14 protein-coding genes are annotated in these 19896 nt (G+C 65.3%); 6 read left to right on the top strand and 8 right to left on the bottom strand.

Translation table 11 applies throughout. The features are described 5' to 3' along the window. Positions 1 to 27: 27 nt before the first annotated feature. From ABS88_RS16850 to ABS88_RS16835, 4 genes are all read right to left on the bottom strand, one after another. Complete coding sequence (locus ABS88_RS16850) at positions 28 to 306, bottom strand: hypothetical protein (RefSeq protein ID WP_286750186.1); 279 nt, start codon at positions 304 to 306, stop codon at positions 28 to 30. Positions 307 to 648: 342 nt separating this feature from the next. After that, a complete protein-coding gene (locus tag ABS88_RS16845; protein WP_286750185.1) occupies positions 649 to 1554 on the bottom strand; it encodes a hypothetical protein in 906 nt (301 codons plus the stop codon). A gap of 11 nt (positions 1555 to 1565) precedes the next feature. Beyond that, positions 1566 to 3188, bottom strand: coding sequence for a hypothetical protein (locus tag ABS88_RS16840; protein WP_286750184.1), 1623 nt, complete (start codon positions 3186 to 3188; stop codon positions 1566 to 1568). A gap of 122 nt (positions 3189 to 3310) precedes the next feature. After that, positions 3311 to 4483: a hypothetical protein gene (locus tag ABS88_RS16835; RefSeq protein WP_286750183.1), complete on the bottom strand. Its 1173-nt coding sequence runs from the start codon at positions 4481 to 4483 to the stop codon at positions 3311 to 3313. Between the two features lie 104 nt (positions 4484 to 4587). Here ABS88_RS16835 and ABS88_RS16830 point away from each other — a divergent pair, with 104 nt between their 5' ends. Both ABS88_RS16830 and ABS88_RS16825 read left to right on the top strand, forming a co-directional pair. Then, positions 4588 to 6930, top strand: a complete 2343-nt coding sequence (locus ABS88_RS16830; protein WP_286750182.1) for a hypothetical protein — start codon at positions 4588 to 4590, stop codon at positions 6928 to 6930. A 492-nt stretch (positions 6931 to 7422) separates the two neighbouring features. Beyond that, the gene (locus tag ABS88_RS16825; RefSeq protein ID WP_286750181.1) at positions 7423 to 7551 is read left to right on the top strand and encodes a hypothetical protein; all 129 of its coding nucleotides are present in this window, start codon (positions 7423 to 7425) and stop codon (positions 7549 to 7551) included. A 139-nt stretch (positions 7552 to 7690) separates the two neighbouring features. On the opposite strand, the gene ABS88_RS16820 is transcribed toward ABS88_RS16825, so the two are convergent. Then, positions 7691 to 8758 carry a tellurite resistance/C4-dicarboxylate transporter family protein gene (locus tag ABS88_RS16820; RefSeq protein ID WP_104959655.1) on the bottom strand — a complete coding sequence of 356 codons (1068 nt, stop codon included), beginning with the start codon at positions 8756 to 8758 and terminating at the stop codon, positions 7691 to 7693. A 164-nt stretch (positions 8759 to 8922) separates the two neighbouring features. Then, positions 8923 to 9162, bottom strand: coding sequence for a hypothetical protein (locus tag ABS88_RS16815; protein WP_076075378.1), 240 nt, complete (start codon positions 9160 to 9162; stop codon positions 8923 to 8925). 309 nt (positions 9163 to 9471) lie between these two features. On the opposite strand from ABS88_RS16815, the gene ABS88_RS16810 reads away from it, so the two are divergent. From ABS88_RS16810 to ABS88_RS16795, 4 genes are all read left to right on the top strand, one after another. Further along, positions 9472 to 12675 (top strand): autotransporter outer membrane beta-barrel domain-containing protein, encoded by a 3204-nt coding sequence (locus tag ABS88_RS16810; RefSeq protein WP_286750180.1) that lies wholly within the window; start codon positions 9472 to 9474, stop codon positions 12673 to 12675. 268 nt (positions 12676 to 12943) lie between these two features. Next, the gene (locus tag ABS88_RS16805; RefSeq protein ID WP_076077838.1) at positions 12944 to 13465 is read left to right on the top strand and encodes an RNA polymerase sigma factor; all 522 of its coding nucleotides are present in this window, start codon (positions 12944 to 12946) and stop codon (positions 13463 to 13465) included. Beyond that, positions 13455 to 14378 (top strand): FecR family protein, encoded by a 924-nt coding sequence (locus ABS88_RS16800; RefSeq protein ID WP_076075384.1) that lies wholly within the window; start codon positions 13455 to 13457, stop codon positions 14376 to 14378. The genes ABS88_RS16805 and ABS88_RS16800 overlap by 11 nt, the downstream gene beginning before the upstream one ends. A gap of 2 nt (positions 14379 to 14380) precedes the next feature. Next, positions 14381 to 16876 carry a TonB-dependent receptor gene (locus ABS88_RS16795; protein ID WP_104959654.1) on the top strand — a complete coding sequence of 832 codons (2496 nt, stop codon included), beginning with the start codon at positions 14381 to 14383 and terminating at the stop codon, positions 16874 to 16876. Positions 16877 to 17320: 444 nt separating this feature from the next. Here ABS88_RS16795 and ABS88_RS16790 read toward each other — a convergent pair whose 3' ends face one another. Further along, positions 17321 to 18460 carry an acyl-CoA dehydrogenase family protein gene (locus tag ABS88_RS16790; RefSeq protein WP_104959653.1) on the bottom strand — a complete coding sequence of 380 codons (1140 nt, stop codon included), beginning with the start codon at positions 18458 to 18460 and terminating at the stop codon, positions 17321 to 17323. Between the two features lie 105 nt (positions 18461 to 18565). Beyond that, the gene (locus tag ABS88_RS16785; RefSeq protein ID WP_076075389.1) at positions 18566 to 19759 is read right to left on the bottom strand and encodes an acyl-CoA dehydrogenase family protein; all 1194 of its coding nucleotides are present in this window, start codon (positions 19757 to 19759) and stop codon (positions 18566 to 18568) included. Positions 19760 to 19896 lie beyond the last annotated feature (137 nt).

Here is a 19896-nt window from a genome sequence, read left to right as displayed (position 1 = left end):
CGCAAGGCCATCTTCAACAAACCAGCATCATATTATCCGAAAAGGGGGTCCCTCTTCGACGCCGATCGGGGGTCCCTTTTGAACGCCGTTTGACAGACCGGGGTAATAATAGAAATCGTCGGGATCATAGTTAAACGGAACATCGGTAAAACCGAAATCGTGGATGATCTTGTTACGCTTGCTTTTGAAGATTGTGATGCCTTCGTTCGAGGCCATCTCGTGCGCACGCATGATCGAAAAGCGCGTCCGGTCGGGAAGTGTTCGCCAGCCGCACGCTGGGCATTCGAGCGTCGGCAGGCCGTCCATGTCGATTTCGACGCCAGACACTGTCTCCCGAAATGGCGCGAAGATAAGGTCGAGGGGACCGCTACAGGTTTCGCAATAGGCCCGGGTTACTCCGTTTTTTGGCGGAAGCTCGTTTAGCTCCATCGTTTAAGGTCCCTCGTTCGAGGCAGATTACCAACGTGAAAATTGACGCTTGTAAGCGAAGTAATGTCAGAAAATACGCAGAGTTGGCATACCCAACCGCTCCGATTGCGCTCACCTAGTGCCGCCGGGGGTCGAAATTCGGGAGCTTGATTCCGATACTGGCGAAGGCGCTTGCTTGTTGAAAGGGTAATAGGCCGCGATGTGGTAGCGAGGTGCTGATCAGAAGCGCTTCAAAAGGCTCTTGATCGATATCATGCAGAATTCGATCGCCCAGCCCGTCTGAATGGGAGTGAGTTGCGGTTGCGGCACGCTGCCGGCGCCATGCGCGTCCGGATTGCGAACATCGGCGAAGAACCGCTTGAGCATCTCGGCCTCCCATGGCTCGATGAAGCGGCCATTGCGTGCGCTGACAAGCGTGTCGATGACGTTCGCCGCCCCTCGTTCCTTGCCGGTGAGCCAGCCGCGTTCCGCGCTGATGATCTTGACCGTGCTCTCGAGCGCACGCGCGGCGTAGAGCGCTGGATTGGGCCCGCCACTATCGCGAAGCGAGAGCGCGGTGCGCATATCCACCCGCACATTGTCCCAACTGCCGTCCGCGACGAGATCCCAGAAAGGATCGTGGACTTCCTGCTCAACAGCGGGCCCGTCGCTCGGCTCGAAGCGGCCGTTGCGAAAGGTCAGCCGGACGCAGCGAGCACGCAGCATGCTTTCGATCCGACCCTCGACAGCGCCCGTGTTGAAGCCTGCGACGGCCTGCGCCGCTCGAACCATGAGCTCGATCAGGCTCAGCCGATCGGCGGCCGGTGCCCTGGTTTGAGAGAGGTAATGAAGCGCATCATCGGCATGGCATTGGTCGCAGTCGAGAAGGCCGCGGCGGCTATATTCGAAGAGGCCGTGGCGACCGAGTTCCATCGCTGCGGCATCGTGCGCGGTGACGACGATTTCGTTGATCGTGTCGAAGCGGATCGCATCATAGGCCGACAGGAGCGGCTGAAAGAGTTCCGTTCGAAGCAGGACTGCGGCCGAGGCGAGGAAGCCCTCGACGGTGTCAGCAGGGGTACCGGCGAACGGGTCGGTACCGCGCACGCGATTAGCAAAACAGCTCGTATCGAAAGGCCTGCGCATCCCGTCCCCTGTCAATCCAGCCGCTTCTGCAGCTCGGCCGCATAGTCCTCGACTTCGGCACGCAGCATATAGTCGGTGTCGGCGAAGAGATCGGCAAGCCGGTTGTAATAGCGCTTCCGGTCTACGCTCCCGCCGCCGTCGAGCAGTGCCTCGATAAGCCATGCGCGCATTTTCGAGTGCTCGGCGCCATCCTCGTGGAAGCCGCGGATGACCCTCAGGATGACGATCTGTAGCGTCAGGGCCACGCCGTGATCGACCCTATCCGAAGTGGCCACGGTCGCAAGCACGTCGGCTAGGGTAATCGCGGCCGCGTGGGGGATGGAGCCAGGCGAGTCACGCCGCTGCGGAAACTGCCGGTGTATCGAATCTTCCGGCAGCTGCTCGAAGAGCTCGACCCAGCCGCAGAGGATCTGGGTCAGCTCATAGAGCAGCCGCGCGGCGCGAACCGGGAATTCCTTCTCGCGGTCGATGCCTTCGCCGCTCGAATCATACCCGGCCTCCAGGCTGCGGGCGAAGTGCCGCAGGTAGTAGAGCCACATATGGCCTCGCACGCCCTGCTGGGCGGCGGAGCGCACCATGATGTCGAAGAACAGCATTCCGACGAAAACCGGGTCGCGAAACTGCTCTTCATCAAACCATGCCTGATCGCCGTTAAGCCATTTCCAATAGTCGGGGCGCTCCTCGCCATCGAGTAGGCGTTCGACATAGTTGCCCACTCCCTTCCATGCCGAAAGCTGCGAGGCGCACTCGGCATCGGCGAACAGGAAGTGCAGCAGCCTGTTGCGAGCGGGCAGGGCGAAGGCCACGCCTTCGGAAGTAAGGTTGGTGGCGACCTCGTGATAGAGCGCACTGCCCGGCGTAGCGATCAACCGCGAAAGATAGCGCTCGCAGAAATCGGCCGCCCCAAACGCCCCATTTCCGATGAGCGCGATGCCGAAATAGGGTCTGCGCTCGGCGATATAGTCGAGCAGCCTGGTCGAATTGAACAGGATCTGGAGCATGTCGCTCGCGGCAACTTCGGCGCGCCGGTGTTCGGGCGCCGCGCGCGCAAGCATCCGCACCGGCCGAGCCGCCCACATCGGCCAACTCTCGCCGGAAAATCGGCGCTCGCCCGGGCGCCGCGCCATCGCGGCGAACGAGTCCGGGTCGATGGGACCAAACTCCTCCAGCCAGTCGTGAAGGCGTTGCGGCCAGCATTGCCGGCGGCTTGCCCGAGCCAGAAGATCCATTCTCGGCTCGAGCAGCTTGAGGGCGTCCCCGAATTGCTCCTCGTCGAGCAACTCGGTCGCAAGCTGGGCGATGGCGGGAATGGTCCCAAGCGAGGGCCGCCAGCGATTGTGGACGAGGACCGAAAGAACCAGCCACGCGAACGCTACAAGAAAGGCGAGCTTGCGGGATGCGCCGACCTCACCATCCGGCAGGATCAGCCAGCGACACATATCGCCCAGCATCGAAGGGCAGGCCGGGGGCCGGACTTCATAGATTTCCAGCGCCAGGATGACGACGATGGCCACGATCCCGAGCAGCCCCTGTGCTCGCCAGGCGAGCTCGAGCCGAAAGCGCTGGACCGCGGGCAGCACAGCGTAGATCGCCGCGAGCAGCGCCAGCACCGTGAGAAAGCCGTCCAACGTCATCCGCTCTTGTCCGCACCATTCGATTGTTTCGGGACGGCAATCTTCGTCATTCGCCAGCGCTGCATCAAGTGCAGGGTGACGATGTCGAAAGGGGCGGTCGTCAATCGTTGCTCGCGCGGCCGCTATTCCGGCCAGCCTTCCGGCAAGCCGAAAATCTCGCGAAGCGATTGTCCGGGCCGTGTCTGCAGCCTGTCGTCAACGACTTCCCTCACCTCGACACCAAGCGGCAGGCCGGCGATCGGGTTACGCGCCCAAGGGTTGAGGATGAGGCGCAACGAACGCTGGCCGACACCCCAGGCGGAGAGGCGCTCGACGAAAAGGACCGCGCTCGACCGCGTGTAGACCGGCCCGCCCGCATTCCGCCACGCCCCGTCCGCATTGCGGACATGGCGCGGCTCGCCGTTCTCGGGGATCACGACGCCGGTTGTGCCGAATAGCGCATCGATGGCATCGTCGATGCCGGCGAACTCCTCGAGCGCATTGACGGCGATCACAAGCGGAAGGTCGATATTGCCGTACCGACCTGCCTTGCCTTCGACTGCGGACTTGATCGCGACCTCGGGGTGGATGATGCCGCCGGGAAGCATTCTTCCCCCGATCGCGCGGCCGCCTGGACGCGGCGTCCGCTTCGGCACCGGTTGAATCATGAAGTGGGCGCCATGCTCGTCGTGCTGCCAGATCGGCGCTGGCGATTGATGCGCTGCCGCACGTGCGACCGCCTCTCCATAATCCAGGCTATCGACGAAGCGTTGCACCGAGCGCCGAAGGCGACTGGTCGCGATCGGCTGTGTCGGCATTCCGCGGCTGTGCAGGCGGAGAAAGAAATCCGGCGACTCTACGTCGTCGATCGCTTGCAGCGCCTCGCGCATGCGTCGGTCGGCACCCGCGGAGACATTGTTCATTCCGGATGCCAGCGTCGCTTCCAAGTAGAAGCGGCGCCCATCGGGTGGCTCGACCAGAAAGTCGGGCGCGCGTCCATTGGCGAGCTGGGGCTCGATTTTGACGATCGTGAAGCCTTGACGGATCAGCAACGCGTGCAGCAGCAGCTCGAAGAATGCGCTGCGGTGCAGGACATCATCGCGCGAGCGCAGGCGCCGGATCATCTCGGGCCGGTTCGGCGCCGGATACGCTGCGAGCCATTGGTCGATCAATGCACGCACCGCCGCCGCCTCTGGCCGTCCGGAGGCGTTGAGATAGTCGAATGCGCCGATCAGATGGCTTGCCGGCTCCTGTCCATCCCGCGCGATGTCGTCGAACGCCGTCACCGGCGCCGGCGGAGTCGGATCGGTGGGCATCAGCGGGCGCGTTCGAGACGCGAGCCTGAACGCCCGGCAAAGGAGGTGAACGACGTGTCCGAGCGGCGTTCCCGACGCTTTTCGCCGGGGTGGCGACCACGCCCATGGAAATCCGCATCGCGAGCGCCATCTTGGCATCGCCTCGTCCCTTGATTCAGAAGCTGCCCTTGTCTCAACTCAACTCCCCGCCCCAAACAATCTCCGTCCGGCTCGACAAGCTCCGCTTCCTGGTGGAAGAGCTCGTGCTCGCCGCGGCGCTCGCCAGCCACGCCACCGACTCCGACATGGCGCGGATGCTCTCGCGCCATGTCGCGATCCGCATCCCTGCTTTCATCGAACATGCTCGCCGGCTGCGCAACAGTCTGGCCGCCTCTCCGGCCAGTGCCAAATTCAAGGGCACCGTGAACGCGTTCGCCGACGCGTTCTCCGAATATCTCGCGCTCACCCGGCACAAGCTCGGCGCGCATGTGCAGGACATCGATTTCATCGAGCGCACCGATATCTGGGCATCGATCGACGCGTCGAAAATCGAGTATTTCATGCAGGGCGCGCGCGAGCTCTGGGATTCGCTCGGCGAACTGGGGGTGCCGGGTCACCAGCCCTTCGCGACGCCGGCGGCGCTCGCTTCGCCAGCGGCCGCGTCGGTCCTCGACTATCTGGCGCGAGATGTCGAAATCCCCGTGACTTTCGGGACCGACGCGCTGGCATTTGCTCGGGCAAATTCGCAAACGCTCTTCAACAGCACGCCGGTTCACCAGCGTGCGGGGCAGCTCGCGCTCCTTCGGCGCTGGATCCGCGCCGAGCGGGAGCTTTTCGCGCTGTTCAAGCCGCACATATCGATTGCGCGCATCCTCAAGGCCCGCATCCTCACGGATATTGTGAGCTTCCACGACTGCCTGATCACGCGCCCGGTCCCGGCTGGCGCGCCGCAGCAAATGGATGGCCTCGACGCCTTGATTGTGGCCGCGGGCAAATCGCCGACGGCGATCCAGGCATTCGTCGCTAGCAACCGCGACGACACGACGATCGACCCCATCCGAAAGGTCCGGGACCGCGTCGGCGGACATCTCGAAATCGACCCGGCCGTGCCGCTTTCGACACTGCTCGCACAGCTCGACAGCTTCGATCTCGCCGGCGCGGAACGCCATTACGCCCGGCTCGAAGCCGCGTTCATCCAGACATGCCGGCAAGTCGAGTTCCTCAAGACCCACCTGATGGACGGGCATGAAGTCGGTGGGATGCTCGCGAACCCGGCCAAGGTCGCGCCGTTCGATCGATCGCGTCCTGACATTATTGTCGGCGCCACCACCGCGCCAACCTACGCACAAGCGGAAATGCAGGAGCAGCTCGAGCGGTGGGAAGGCGGGGCCAGCCCCTTTGCGGCTGCGGTTCTCGACTATTTCCGCGACGCCTTTTCCCATGCCCCGCTGGCAACGCCGCGCGAGCGCGTCGAGGAATTCGGCAGCGGCAAGCGCTTCCATCGGCTCGCGATCCGCACGTCGCACCTGTTCCTTCGCGATGCGCTGCTGGCAGCGGATGGGGAGCAGGAGGAAGGCATCCTTGCGCTTGCCGCCAATTGTCCCGGCTTTCCACTAGAGCTCGCCGACATCCTCGCCGAATATCACTCGGCGAGCGGCCGACCACCTTCGGCGGCGTTGCTCCAGGCCTTGGGTATACTCACCCCGTGGTGGCTCGAAGATGCGCGCGCGATCGTCGAGGGCGCCCTGGTCAGCGCCACGGGCCCGGACCGGCTTCTCGCGCGCGCCGTGCTGTTGCGGATATATCTGCGCGAAGAAGGGCTGGCCCGCATGAACGGGCGGCCAAGCCATATCGGCTGGCCATTGGTGGAGGCCAAGATCACATCCGACATCCCCGTGGCGGAGGACGTAGCCGCGCCAATTGTTCTAGCCAGCGCGTTTCTCGGCAAGGACACAGGGATATTCATCCGCAAGTTCGATACCGAATATCGTGCGTTCGCCGACGCGGCGCTGGTCGCGGCCCGGGCGCGGCTCGGTGGCACGCTCGACCCGGCGCGCGACGCCGCCCTGCAGGATCTGCTCTACAGTGGGCAGCTCGCCCAGGCGGTGCTTTGCATCGTCACGACGAAGCCGAAGGGGCAGGCCGCGGCGACCAAACAGACTTTGCTGCAGGCATTTGCATTCGGACTGATCGAGACTGGGCGCTCGACCGAGGAAGGTGCCGCGGTCGCTGAATGCCTGTTGTTGTGCAATGCGACCGAGGCCGCGCTGGACGTATTTGATCGGCTCAGCCGCCACGAGCCCGGCAATGTCGAGCCCGCTCTGCGCGTGGTGGAAGTCCTTGCCGGTATCGAGGGGATGGCCGGCTATTGCCGGACGCGCATCGAGCAGATACGTAATCATTTCCGTCTCGATGCGGCGAACGTCGCGCGGCTTCAGGCAGTCGAATCTCAGCTCGCTCCGCGTTAGAGCCGGGTGACAGGTTCGGCTGGACGCGGTACTGCGGTCATGACCGGCACTAGCCGATCATCTGAAGTCGCGTGGCTGGATCTTGATGCCTTCGGCGAGCCCGGGAATGATGCCTGGGCCCAATCGCAGATCAGGGACATAGATTTCGCGTGCGGCTTTCCCGAGCGGGCGGTCGGCAGAATCGCGGGGATCGGAGAAACTGCGCTCTTGGCGACATCAGCGCGGCTCACGCGGTAGATAGACAGGTCCGCTTTTCCAATCCGTTCGCTAAAAGCCGAATGTCCGCTGTCGGCCATTTGCGCGATAGCGGCGGGTGGCCTGCGTAGGCGATTCGTGAGGCCGAGTGAGAATTCTCGAAGGGAATTGGCACGGATTCAAGGATTTATCTGAAAGGCAAGATATAAAGCTACGACACCGTCCGCCCATGCGGACAGATCCCAAGTTGTTGTCTGCACATCATATTTTAGAAAGCCGAAACAGTGCCGCTCCGTAATGGACAGTGCCAATAACCTCGAAAACGGCGGTTTTCTGCCGGGCATGGCGGCACTGGCCTTGATATGGTTCTGTTGTGCTCATGCGGCGGGACGAAGCGCGCTGTTCGTTGGCGAGCGTTCCACCTGAATCGGTGATAGTGCCGCGAAAATGTGGGGAGGAATGTGGGGAGATATTTCAAGCATGGAATAAAATATCATTAATTTCAATCGACTAGACTAATAGTTCGATACAAGCCCTGCCGCCAATATGACCCCGCCGGCAAGGATCAGCTCCGGCTCGGCCGCGCCCCGCGTATCAGCGCGCGCAGCATGCCGTAGAATGTGATCGTCCACGCGGTCAGGGCGATCCAGAAGAAGGCGCGGGGCAGCGCGAACAGGAAATCGAGTTCCATCGCCCGGTTCATCTGCCATGTGCTGGCCGCGTACATGCCGAGCGGAAACACCGCGCCCCAGTAAAGCGGGTCGTAGCGCAGCGGGAAACGCTCGTAACCGTGCCGCCAGATGCTGAGCAGGACCAGCATCGGGATCCACCAGGTTCCCGTCGCCCAGTAGAACACCGTGACCCCCTTCAGGAACGGCAGCAGCGATGTCAGAAACGGCGCGTGGGGCGCGTTCAGGATGAGTAGCGAGCCGGCCAGCGTCGAGATCGCCATCGCGCCCATGTTGATCCAATAGGGCGGCGCAAGGTCGCCCGGCGAAAAATGAAAGAAGACATAGCGATAGAAGATCAGCGACATCATCCAGATATAGAGCATGCCGCCCCACAGCCACATCGACAGCGCCAGCAGGTTAAACTCGAGCCGGTAGGGCTGGCCGATGCGCGCGGCGAGCAGCGCGCTGGAAACGGAGATCGCCTGGGTCGCCACCACCGCCAGAAGCCAGCTTCCGCTGATCCCCTTGTCGAGCGTCGGCTTGTTGTGCCGCACCGTCAGGGCGGTGAAGATCGTGTAGGTCAGGCAAAGCCAGAGGATGGCAGCGAACAGCCACAGCGCCTTGCCCGCCGCGACATTGCCGTCGAGAATGAGGAACTGGCTCGCCAGAATGCAGGTGCCGGCGACCGCCGTGAAATAGCCCGGCCCGGTCAGATGTTCGACCATGTCGCCGAAGAACCGGCGCGGATAGCGCCACGCCCGCGCCGCATACAGCAGGCACAGCACGGCATATTGCACGATATTGAGATAGAACAGCGCGCGGGCGATGTTCGGATGCGCCATCATCGAGGCCGCGAGAGAGACGATGCCGGTGGCCATGACCAGCCCGAAATAGGCCGGCGACAGATCGGCAAGGCCCGTCCGCGGCGCCAGCGGATCGGATCTGTCGCTTCCCCTCGTCATGCCCCTTCCCCCTCGGAAATGTCCCCGACAAATATGTGGGGCAGGTCGAGGTCGTCCGCCGTTCGCTCGGCCGGCCCCCCGGACAGCTTATAGAGGGGGTATGGGACAGAAAAAGGGCGACCGGATCGCGCCGGCCGCCCTTCTTCTTTTCCGATCCGATTGGATCAGGCCTGCGGGCCCGGAGCCGGTGCGGGCTCTTCGGTCGGAGCGGGTGCGGGCTCGTCCGTCGGGGCGGGCGCCGGCTCTTCGGTGGGCTGCGGTGCCGGCGCGGGGGCCGGTTCTTCGGTCGGCGCCGGAGCGGGTTCTTCCGTCGGGTCCGGGGTGTCCGTCGACTGGGCGAACACGGCGACCGGCGAAATGAGGAAACTCGCCGCCACGACGGACATAATCGCATTCTTACGCATGATCTCTCCTTGAATTGACTGCGTGGCGGAGAGAAAAAATGGTCCTCCCCGCGCTCAATCTGCCGTTCCATGCAGATCGAGGAGCGCAACGTGCGCCATTCCGAAATCGTTCCGGAAGGTTGCCGGCTTCGGCGTGTCGTCGGGATAGATGCTTGGAATTACGCGATGAACTGTTCCGCGTGATCAGCCCTCCCCCGACTTTCGCATGGAGAACGCCTGTCCGGAAAATATGTTTCAAGGCCGCGGCGTGGCGGCTCCGTCTTGCGATTGTCCCGGGAGGACATTCCCTGCGATCAAAAGAGGATTTCCATGCGCAAGACCCTGCTGGCATCGACCTGCCTTGCCGCCATGACGGCGGCGCCCGTTCATGCCGAAACGACGATCGGCACCGCCACGACGACCCCGGTGCGGACCTCCACGGTCAACGCCGGCGCGGCCGACGACATCCGGATCGGCAAGGACGGTTCGATCAAGCCGACCGGCGGCACCGCCGTGACCATCGACAGCAACCACAAGGTCGCGAACGAAGGCACGATCGCGATCGGCGACGCCGACGACGCCACCGGAATCTTCGCCGGCGCGGGAACGACGGGTTCGATCACCAACGCGGCGACGGGCAAGATCATCATCGACGAATCCTACGCACCGACCGACATCGACAATGATGGCGACATCGACGGACCTTTCGCCGTCGGTCGCAACCGCACGGGAATCGCGACCGGCGGCGCCTTCACGGGCGATATCGTCAATTCGGGCGCGATCACGATCGAGGGCAATGATTCGGCGGGCATCCGGCTCGGCGGCCCCCTGACCGGCAAGTTCACCAACGACGGTACCGTCACCGTGCTCGGCGACAATGCGCTGGGCGTCGGGTTGCAGGATGTGACGGGCAATGTCCGGCTGGCCGGGACCATTGCCGCGACGGGCCAGAACGCCACCGCGGCGCGATTGGCGGGCGACATCGACGGCGCGCTCGTCGTGCAGGGAAGCCTGACGGCGACCGGCTATCGCACCACGACCCCGCCGGCCGACCCGTCGAAGCTCGATGCCGACGATCTGCTGATCGGCGGTCCGGCGCTGTCGATCGAGGGCGACGTGACCGGCGGCATCATCCTCGCCGTGCCTCCGAAGGACGGCAGCGGAACGGGCACCGACAAGGATAATGACGGCATCGAGGACGCGAAGGAAGGCTCCGCCGCGGTCCGCTCCTATGGCTCGGCGCCCGCGATGCGGATCGGCGCGACGGGCCGGGATATCGCGATCGGCGCGGTTGCGGGCACCGGAACCGGCTTCGGGCTGATCATCGACGGCACCGTCACGGGCAACGGGCTCTACGCAGGTATCGACGGGCTCGGCGTGCAGATCGGCGGCATGGGCGGCGCGGTCGACATCGCGGGCGGCATGGGCGTCGCCGGGACGGTCAGCGCGCTGTCGAAGGACAGTTCGGCGACCGCGATCCTGATCGGTGCCGGCGCGACGGTTCCGGAGGTCCGCATCGCCGGCAAGGTCGAGGCCGCGGGCGGCGGCACGGCGACGGCCATCTCCACCGCGCTGCGCATCGACAGCGGCGCCGATGTGGCACTGGTCCGCAACAGCGGCACGATCAGCGCGAAGGCAAGCGGCGAGGACGGTACCGCGCGCGCGATCTTCGACGCGTCGGGAACCGTAGACCTGATCGAAAACAGCGGCACGATCAGCGCCACCGGCGCCGCGGTGGGCTCGGGTCGCAATGTCGCGATCGACCTGTCGGCGAACGGCGCCGGCGCGACCGTGAAGCAGACCGAGGTCACGGCTGGCGTTGCCGCGCCCTCCATCGTCGGCGACGTGCGCTTCGGCGCCGGCAGCGACATCTTCGACGTCGCCGACGGCACGGTGAAGGGCAACGCCTCTTTCGGTGCCGGCGACAACCAGCTCAAGCTCTCGGGCGACGCGGCCTATACCGGCAACGCCAGCTTCGGCGGCGGCAATGACAGCGTGACGCTCGCGGGCACATCGAGTTTCCGGGGCGACGTCGATTTCGGCGGCGGCGCGGATACGCTGTCGATCGCCGGCAAGGGCCTGTTCTCGGGCCGTCTCTCCAATGCGCAGGGGCTGGCGGTGAGCGTCGACGGCGGCACGTTCGACGTGACCGGCGCCGCGACCATCGCGTCGCTTTCGGTCGCGGGGAACGGCGTCCTCGGCGTGACGCTCGACGACGGCGCTGCCGGAACCGCGCTGACGGTGCAGGGCAATGCCGGCTTCGGCGAAGGATCGAAGCTCGCGCTCAAGCTGTCGAGCATCGAAAATGCCGAGGGCGAACATATCGTCGTCACAGCGGGGTCGCTGACCGGCGCCGACAAGCTGACCGCCGAAACGACGCTGCTTCCCTTCCTCTACAAGGGCGTGCTGAGTTCGACCGCGACCCAGCTCATCGTCGATGTCTCGCGCAAGAGCGTGGCCGAACTCGGCCTCAACCGCTCCGAAGCGGGCGCCTTCGACGCGGTGTTCGAGGCGCTCACCGCCGACGAGGCGATCGAGGGCGCCTTTCTCGGGATCACCGATGGCGAACAGTTCCGCGGCCAGATGCAGCAGATGCTCCCCGAACATGAAGGCGGGGTGTTCGAAACGCTCACTTCGGGCTCGCGCGCGCTGGCGCGCCACCTTCAGGACCCCAACGCACCCTATCAGGACGAGGGGAAATGGGGCTATTGGGTCAACCAGGCAGTCTGGGGCACGTCCAAGGGGCTCGGCAACACCGCGAGCTACGACGTCTCGGGCTGGGGCATTTCGCTCGGGGCGGAGATCGAGACCGGCGTCGGCAATTTCGGCGGGTCGGTCGCCTTCCTCAGCGGCAAGGACAGCAACGGCAGCAACGACAACGAGGTCAGCTCCAGCCAATGGGAGGGCGCGCTCCACTGGCGGCTGCGCTCGAACGGCTGGCTGGCCAACGCCCGCGTGTCGGGCGCCCCGGTCAGCCTGAAGGGCACGCGCGTATTCCGCGCCGAGGTGGACGGCAAGGCAATCGAAAAGACGATGCGCGGCAAATGGGACGCGACGCTGTGGTCGGCTTCGGGTTCGGTCGCGCACGACGGGCGCCTCGGCGGCCTGTCCTTCCGTCCGACGGTCGCGGTCGACTATTACAAGCTGAAGGAGGACGGCTATCAGGAAACGGGCGGCGGCGACGCGCTCGACCTCAACGTCCTCGGCCGCGACAGTGACGAACTGGCGGTGTCGGGCACCGTGGCGCTCGGTCTCGATTTCGGCGGTTCCGACCAATATGACGGCTGGACGCGTTTCGAGATCGAGGGCGGGCGGCGCGAGATCGTCAGTGGCACGCTCGGCACGACGGTCGCTTCGTTCAAGGACGGCACGCCCTTCACCCTGACCCCCGATGCGCGCACCAGCGGCTGGATCGGCCGCATCCGCGGCATCGGCGGCAATTCGGCCTTCCAGGTCGGCGCCGAACTGTCGGCGGAGGAGCAGCAGAGCCACTTCGGCTGGGCATTCCGTGCGAGCTTGCGGGTCGGCCTCTAACCCCCGAGGCAGCCTCGCGGCAAGGGGGAAGCGCCCCTCCTCACCCATGCTTCCCCCTTGCCAACCGGCCGACGCCAAACGCCCATCGGACACCGCCATGACCGCCCTCACCCTTCCCCGCCCGACCTCGATGCCGTCCGGCATCGCCGCGTCACGGTTGCGGATGTCGCAGGTGGCGCTATATCACGGCGCCATCAGGGGACCGGAGGACCGGGCCGGCGGCGTGGGCGCCGGCGCACTGCAGGCGACGTTCCGAACCAGGTATTTCATGACCCAGGCGACCGATCGAGACGAGGCCGCGCACGGCATCGAAGGCGTATTGCTCGCCCACCGGGCGCAGGTCGTCCGTTTCCTCGAACTGCGCGGCGCGGGCGACCAGGCGGAGGATCTGTTTCAGGATCTGTGGATGCGGCTGACCGAACGGCCGACCGGGCCGATCGCGAACCCGCTGTCCTATGTGATGCGATCGGCCAACAACCTGATGCTCGACCGCTATCGCGCCGCGCGCCAACGCGCGCTGCGCGACCGGGCGTGGAGCGAGACGGCGGCGGCCGAGCCTCCGTCGGCCGAGCGCGCGCTGATCTCGCGCGAGCAGCTGGCGATGGTCGAACGCACGATCGCGGCGACCGGCGAGCGCTCCGCGCACATCTTTCGCCGTTTCCGGGTCGACGGCGTCCAGCAGCGCGATATAGCCGCCGAGATGGGGGTGAGCCTCAGCACGGTCGAAGCCGACCTGCGCAAGGTCTATGCCGCGCTCGCGGCGGCAAGGAGGCAATTCGATGCGCCCTGATCGCGATTCCGCCATCGAGGCGCAGGCGATCGACTGGGTCGTGCGCCAGCGCGATCCCGGCTTTGCCGAATGGGATGCGTTTGCCGACTGGCTCGCGGCCGATCCGGGGCACGGCGCGGCCTATGACGCCATTGCCGGCCTCGATGCCGATCTCGACGCCCTGCCCCCCACCCGGCGATCCGAGCCGTCCGTGCGGCGCGGACCGTCGCGGCGGGCGTGGTTCGGTGGCGCGGTCGCCGCGGCGCTGGTCGGGGCCATCAGCCTCTCGAGCCTCGGCCTGTTCGACGGCACCAGCCGTATCGAGACCGCGGCGGGCGAGCACCGTACCCTTGCGCTGGCCGACGGATCGCGGATCGAGGTCAACGGCGCCTCGCTCCTCATCCTCGACGACGATCGCCCCCGGTTCGCGCGGCTCGAACGCGGCGAAGCGATGTTCCATGTCGTCCACCGTGCGGACGAACCCTTCGTCGTCGAAGCGGGCGGCGCCGAACTCGTCGACCTCGGCACCGCCTTCAACGTCGTGCGCGCGAACGGCCGCACCGCGGTAGCGGTGTCGGAGGGCGTGGTCGCCTACAACCCCCGGCGCGAGAATGTCCGCGTCGTCGCCGGACAGGGGCTGGAGGCCCGCGACGGCGACCGCGCGGCACCGGCGCCGCACGCGATCGACGTCGCCAACGTCGGCGGCTGGCGCACCGGGCTGCTCGTCTACAACGACACGCGGCTGACCGACGTGGCGGAAGACCTGCGGCGCACCGCCGGCATCGACCTGCGGATCGCCCCCAACGCTGCCGACACCCGCTTCCGCGGCGCGTTGATCCTCGCAAAACACCCCGCCCGCACCGTAACAGACCTCGCTGCGCTGTCGGGGACGCGCGCCGAGCGGCAGGGCGATGGCTGGGTGCTGTCGCGCTGACGATGCGGTTCCGGCTCTCCCCCCTCCTGTTTAACCCCCTTCTTGTCACTGGCGCAGCCTTGGCGCTGGTCGCGCCGGCGCAGGCGGCCGAGGAGTGCATGTTCGATGTCCCGAAGGGCAATCTGTCGGCGGCCCTTCCGCTGCTCAGCCGGCAGGCCGGGGTCAGCATCAGCGTCGCCGACGCCGAACTGTGGAAAAGCCGCGTCCGCCCGGTGCGCGGGCGGATGAGCGTCGATGCGGCGATCCGGCGGATGCTCGACGGAACGCAGGCGCGCGCCGTGCGCGTCAGCGACACGAGCTGGCGGATCGAGCGCCGGCCGGTTCAGCGGGTCGCACGGCGGTCAACCTCGCCACCGCGCGCAACGCCGCCGCCGCGGGCGCAGGTGCCCGATCATCTCGTCGCCCGGCCCGAGGACGAGATCATCGTCACGGCGAGCAAGGCCGACACCCCCTATTCGCGTTTCGCGGGCGTCGCCACGATCCTCGATGGCGGCGATCTGGCGTTCGGGGGCGAGCGCGGGATGGATTCGATCCTCTCACGCGTAGCGACGGTGTCCTCGACCCACCTTGGCTCGGGGCGCAACAAGCTGTTCATCCGCGGCATCGCCGATTCGAGCTTCACGGGGCCGACGCAGGCGACCGTGGGGCAATATCTGGGCGACATCCGTCTCAGCTACAACGCGCCCGATCCCGACCTGCGCCTGTACGACGTTGACGCGGTGGAGGTGCTCGAGGGGCCTCAGGGCACCCTCTATGGCGCGGGGTCGCTCGGCGGCATCATCCGCGTCGTGCCGAAGGCGCCGAATCCAGGCGCCATGGAGCTTCAGGCGATCGCGGGCGCCTCGATCACCCAGCATGGCGATCCGGGCGGCGACATCGCCGCCATCACCAACCTGCCGGTCGGGGACGATGGCCACGCGCTGCGCCTCGTCGGCTACATGCTCACCGACGGCGGCTATATCGACAATCCGCTGCGCGGGCAGAAGGACATCAACCGCGTCCATGTGCGCGGCGGCCGTGCGACCTTCCGCTTCGATGCGGGCGACGCGTGGACGATCGACCTCGGCGGCGTCTATCAGGCGATCGTCTCCGACGATGCGCAATATGCCGACCGCGACGCGCCACCGCTCACCCGCAATTCGCTCGTCGAACAAAATGCTAAGGCCCGCTACGGGCTCGGCACGATCGTCATTGCCAAGGATTGGGACGGGCTGCATTTCCAGTCGTCGAACGCCTTCATCCGTCATCGCCTCTACGAGCGCTTCGACGCGACCAGCGAGCAGAACCCCTCGCAGGTGCTCGACCAATATAACGCCTTCATCCGTCATCGCCTCTACGAACGCTTCGACGCAACCGGCGAGCAGAACGCCTCGCAGGTGCTCGACCAATATAGTGCAACGCGCATGCTCGTCAGCGAGAGCCGGTTGTCGCGCCCCTTCCACGCTGGGCTCGGCTGGGTCGTCGGCGCGAGTGTCATCGACAATCGGACCCGGCAGCGCCGCGAATATGGCGCTACGGTGCTGCGCGCGCCGCTGACCGGAGTCACCAACCGGATCACCGAGTTCACCGGCTATGGCGAAGCGACGCTCGAACTGCTTCCGCGCCTCGTTGCGACCGCCGGGCTGCGCTTGTCGCACGCCCGGCTGGGCGGCAGCGGCGAGGACGTGCCCTTCGTCATCGCGATGGCGGGCCGCGCGATCACCGCGCACCGGACCGAAACCGATCTCCTGCCCTCTGCCTCTCTGCTCGCTTCGCCCTTCGCCAATCTGACACTCTATGCGCGCTATCAGGAGGGATTCCGCCCCGGCGGGCTCGCGATCGACAGCCATTTCGTCCGCCGCTTCCGCAACGACCAGGTGCGGACATGGGAAGCCGGCGTGCGCTTCGGCGAACGGGGGACCAGCCCCTTCGACGCCAATATCTCGCTATCCTACAGCCGCTGGCGCGACATCCAGGCTGATTTCATCGACGCAAGCGGCTTTCCGACCACCGCCAATATCGGCAACGGCCGGATTACCAGCGTTTCAGGCGCGCTCGCCTGGCAGCCGGGTCCGGCGCTGTCGTTCGAACTCGGCGCCGTCTACAACCACAGCCGGGTCGACGAACTGTCGTCGCTGATCGCGCCGATCGCGATGGCGGCGCCGGCGCGACTTGGCCGCATCCCCAATGTCGCCAGCCACGCGGTGCGCGGCGCGGTCCATTATGTCGCGCCGGTCGGCGACGAGGAATTGCGCGTCGGCGGCTGGGCCAACTATGTCGGTCCGTCGCGCCTCGGCATTGGCCCGGTGCTCGGCGAAGGCCAAGGCGACTATGTCGACACCGGGTTCGCGATGCGATTCGGCAATGCCCGGCGCGGGCTGTCGCTGACCCTCACCAACCTTTTCGACGCCCGCGGCAATCGCTTTTCGCTGGGCACGCCGTTCGTCGAGGACGGGCCGGGCTACGCAACCCCGCTTCGTCCTCGCACGCTGCGGATCGCGGTGGACGTCGCCTATTAGAACATGATGACATTGGGCGGACTCGTCATTGCGAGCAGTGGCGAAGCTGCGCGGCAATCCAGAGTTGTGCGGCAAACGCCCTGGATTGCTTCGCTTCGCTCGCGATGACGAACTACTTCAATCGAAAGTCAACGGAATCCAGATCGACCCGCCTCGTCTTTGCGTGCCAGAAAAGCGCTTTCCCACATCGCCGCGTGCCAGCCTCCGTGCATGGCCCCTTCATCGCATGGAACAGGCGGCCTTCTGTCAGAAGGAAGGCTTTTTCGGAAGGCGCGCGCCGGCATAGGAGGCCAAACGAGGGGTACGTAATGTGACCTTTGTATACTTTGAAATAATATTACGCGCCTCGAAGCCCATCGCGGTCGGCTCGCGTCGCCCCTTCCCCTGAGAGTAAGGAGTGATTCGATTTCGAATGGAAAAAGCCCGAAAGCGAATGGCCTCGCCTCACTCCGCCAGCACGAGCCGCTCGTAACGATCCATATGATAGTCGGCGCTCCCGAACTGGCCTTCGATCAGGGTCGCGCGCTTGAAATAATGGCCGATCGCCAGTTCCTGCGTGATGCCGATACCGCCGTGGGTCTGGATCGCATTCTGCCCGACGAACTTCGCGCCGCGGCTGACCTTGTTCTTCGCCGCCGATACCGCCGCCATGCGCGCCGCCGCGGGCAGGTCGAGCTTCAGTGTCCCCATGATCGTCATCGAACGAGCCTGTTCGACCTCCATGAACATGTCGACCATGCGGTGCTGAAGCACCTGGAACTTGGCGATCGGTACACCGAACTGCTTGCGCTGCTGGGTATATTCGAGCGTGCCTTCGTGCAGTTTCTGCATCACGCCGGTCGCCTCGGCGCACACCGCGACCGTGGCTTCGTCGACGATCTGCTCGATCAGCGGCAGGCCGTCCCCTTCCTGTCCGAGCAACGCGTCGCTGGGGATCGCGACATTCTCGAAATAGATTTCGGACGCACGGTTGCCGTCGACCGTGGAATAATCGCGGCGGACGATGCCGGGCAGCTTCGCGTCGATCAGGAACAGCGACACGCCGTCGCGGTCGCGCTGGCCGCCGCCGGTGCGCGCGGTGACGAGCAGGTGCGTCGCCCACGGCGCCGCATAGACGACGCCCTTGTGCCCGTTCAGCACCCAGCCGGCGCCGTCCTTCTTCGCGCTGGTCTTCAGGTTCGCAAGGTCATAGCGGCCCTGCGGCTCAGCATAGACGAAGGCCACGATGGCGTTGCCCGCGATGATCTCGGGGATCAGCGCGTCGGCCTGCGCCCCGCCCACCGCCTTCAGCGCGCCACCCGCGATGACGACAGTCGGAAGATAGGGCTCGATCGCGATGACCTTGCCCAGTTCCTCCATAATGATCGCATTTTCCAGCGCGCCGCCGCCCAGGCCGCCATGCTCCTCGGCAAAGGAAGCGCCGAGCATGCCGAGATCCTGCGCAAGCGCGGTCCAGATCGCCGGGTCGCGGCCCGTGTCGCTGGCAATGAACTTCTGGCGCGTCTCGAAGCCATAGGTGTCGGCCAGAAAACGCGACAGCGTGTCGCGGATCATGTCCTGCGTTTCGGTGTAAGTGAAATCCATTTTTTCTATCCCCGTCGCCCCCGCGAAGGCGGGGGCCGCTGTAGGTTCACATTGCGGCGCCGAATAAGGCCGATTGCTGCCCCCGCTTTCGCGGGGACGCCGCCGTCACAATCCCAGAACCATCTTCGCGATGATGTTGCGCTGAATCTCGTTCGACCCGCCATAGATCGTCGTCTTGCGCATGTTGAAATAGGTCGGCGCGGCGCGATGCGCATAGTCAGGCCCGATCGGATGCTCGTTGTCGCCTTCTCCGAAGCCTCGGAAATAGGGCGCGCCGTAATGGCCGACCGCTTCGAGCGTCAGTTCGGTCAGGCGCTGCTGGATTTCGGAGCCCTTAATCTTGAGCAGGCTCGACTCCGGTCCCGGCCCCTTGCCCGCGTTCGGACCGGCAAGCCCGCGCAACTCGGTGAATTCGAGCGCGGTCAGGTCGATCTCCAACTCGGCGAGCTTGCGTTTGAAAAAGGGGTTGGCAAGCAGCGGCCGATCGCCGTCGAGTTCGGTGCGCGCGATGGCCTTGACGCGCTCGACGCCGCGCTTCGACGATGCGACCCCGGCGATGCCGGTGCGCTCGTGCGCGAGCAGGAACTTGGCGCAGGTCCAGCCCTTGTTCTCTTCATAGACGCGCTGGTCGACGGGAACACGGACGTCCTCGAGGAACACCTCGTTCACCTCATGCTCGCCGCCCAGCGTGATGATCGGGCGCACGGTGATGCCGGGCGACTTCATGTCGATGAGCAGGAAGGAAATGCCCTCCTGCTGCTTGGCATCCTTGTCGGTGCGGACGAGGAAGAAGCCCCAGTCAGCATATTGCGCCATCGTCGTCCAGGTCTTCTGGCCGTTGACAACATATTCGTCGCCATCCCGCACCGCCACGGTGCGCAGGCTGGCGAGGTCGGACCCCGACCCCGGCTCCGAATAACCTTGGCACCACCAATCCTCGCCCGACAGAATGCGCGGCAGGAAGCGTGCTTTCTGTTCCGGCGTGCCGAAGGTGTAGATGACGGGACCGACCATCGCGAGGCCGAACGGCATCAGGCGAATGCAGTCGGCGCGAGCGGTTTCCTCGGAGAAGATGAAGCGCTGCGTCGGCGTCCAGCCGGTGCCGCCATATTCGACCGGCCACGCGGGCGCCACCCAGCCCTTCTTGTAGAGAATCCGGTGCCAGGAGAGGAAATCCTCCTTGGTGAGTTCATCGCCCTCGTCCTGCTTGCCGCGCAGTTCGGCGGGATAGTTTTCGGCGATGAAGTCGCGCACTTCCTTTTGGAAGGCGAGGTCTTCGGGGCTGAACTCCATGTCCATCTTTTGATTCTCCCTTGGGCAGTGGCCCCTTTTAACGGGCGCTCACCTTTACGTAAACGGCAAGTTGCGCCTCGCAACCTTCACCACTGTGAACAGGGCGCAGGTTGCGCCGAACGGCACGGCTTGTCCAGCGGCCT

The sequence above is a fragment of the Sphingopyxis sp. SCN 67-31 genome, assembly GCF_001725095.1.
Note: the sequence above shows the minus strand (reverse complement) of the source record. Positions and strands in the feature narration are given on the sequence as shown.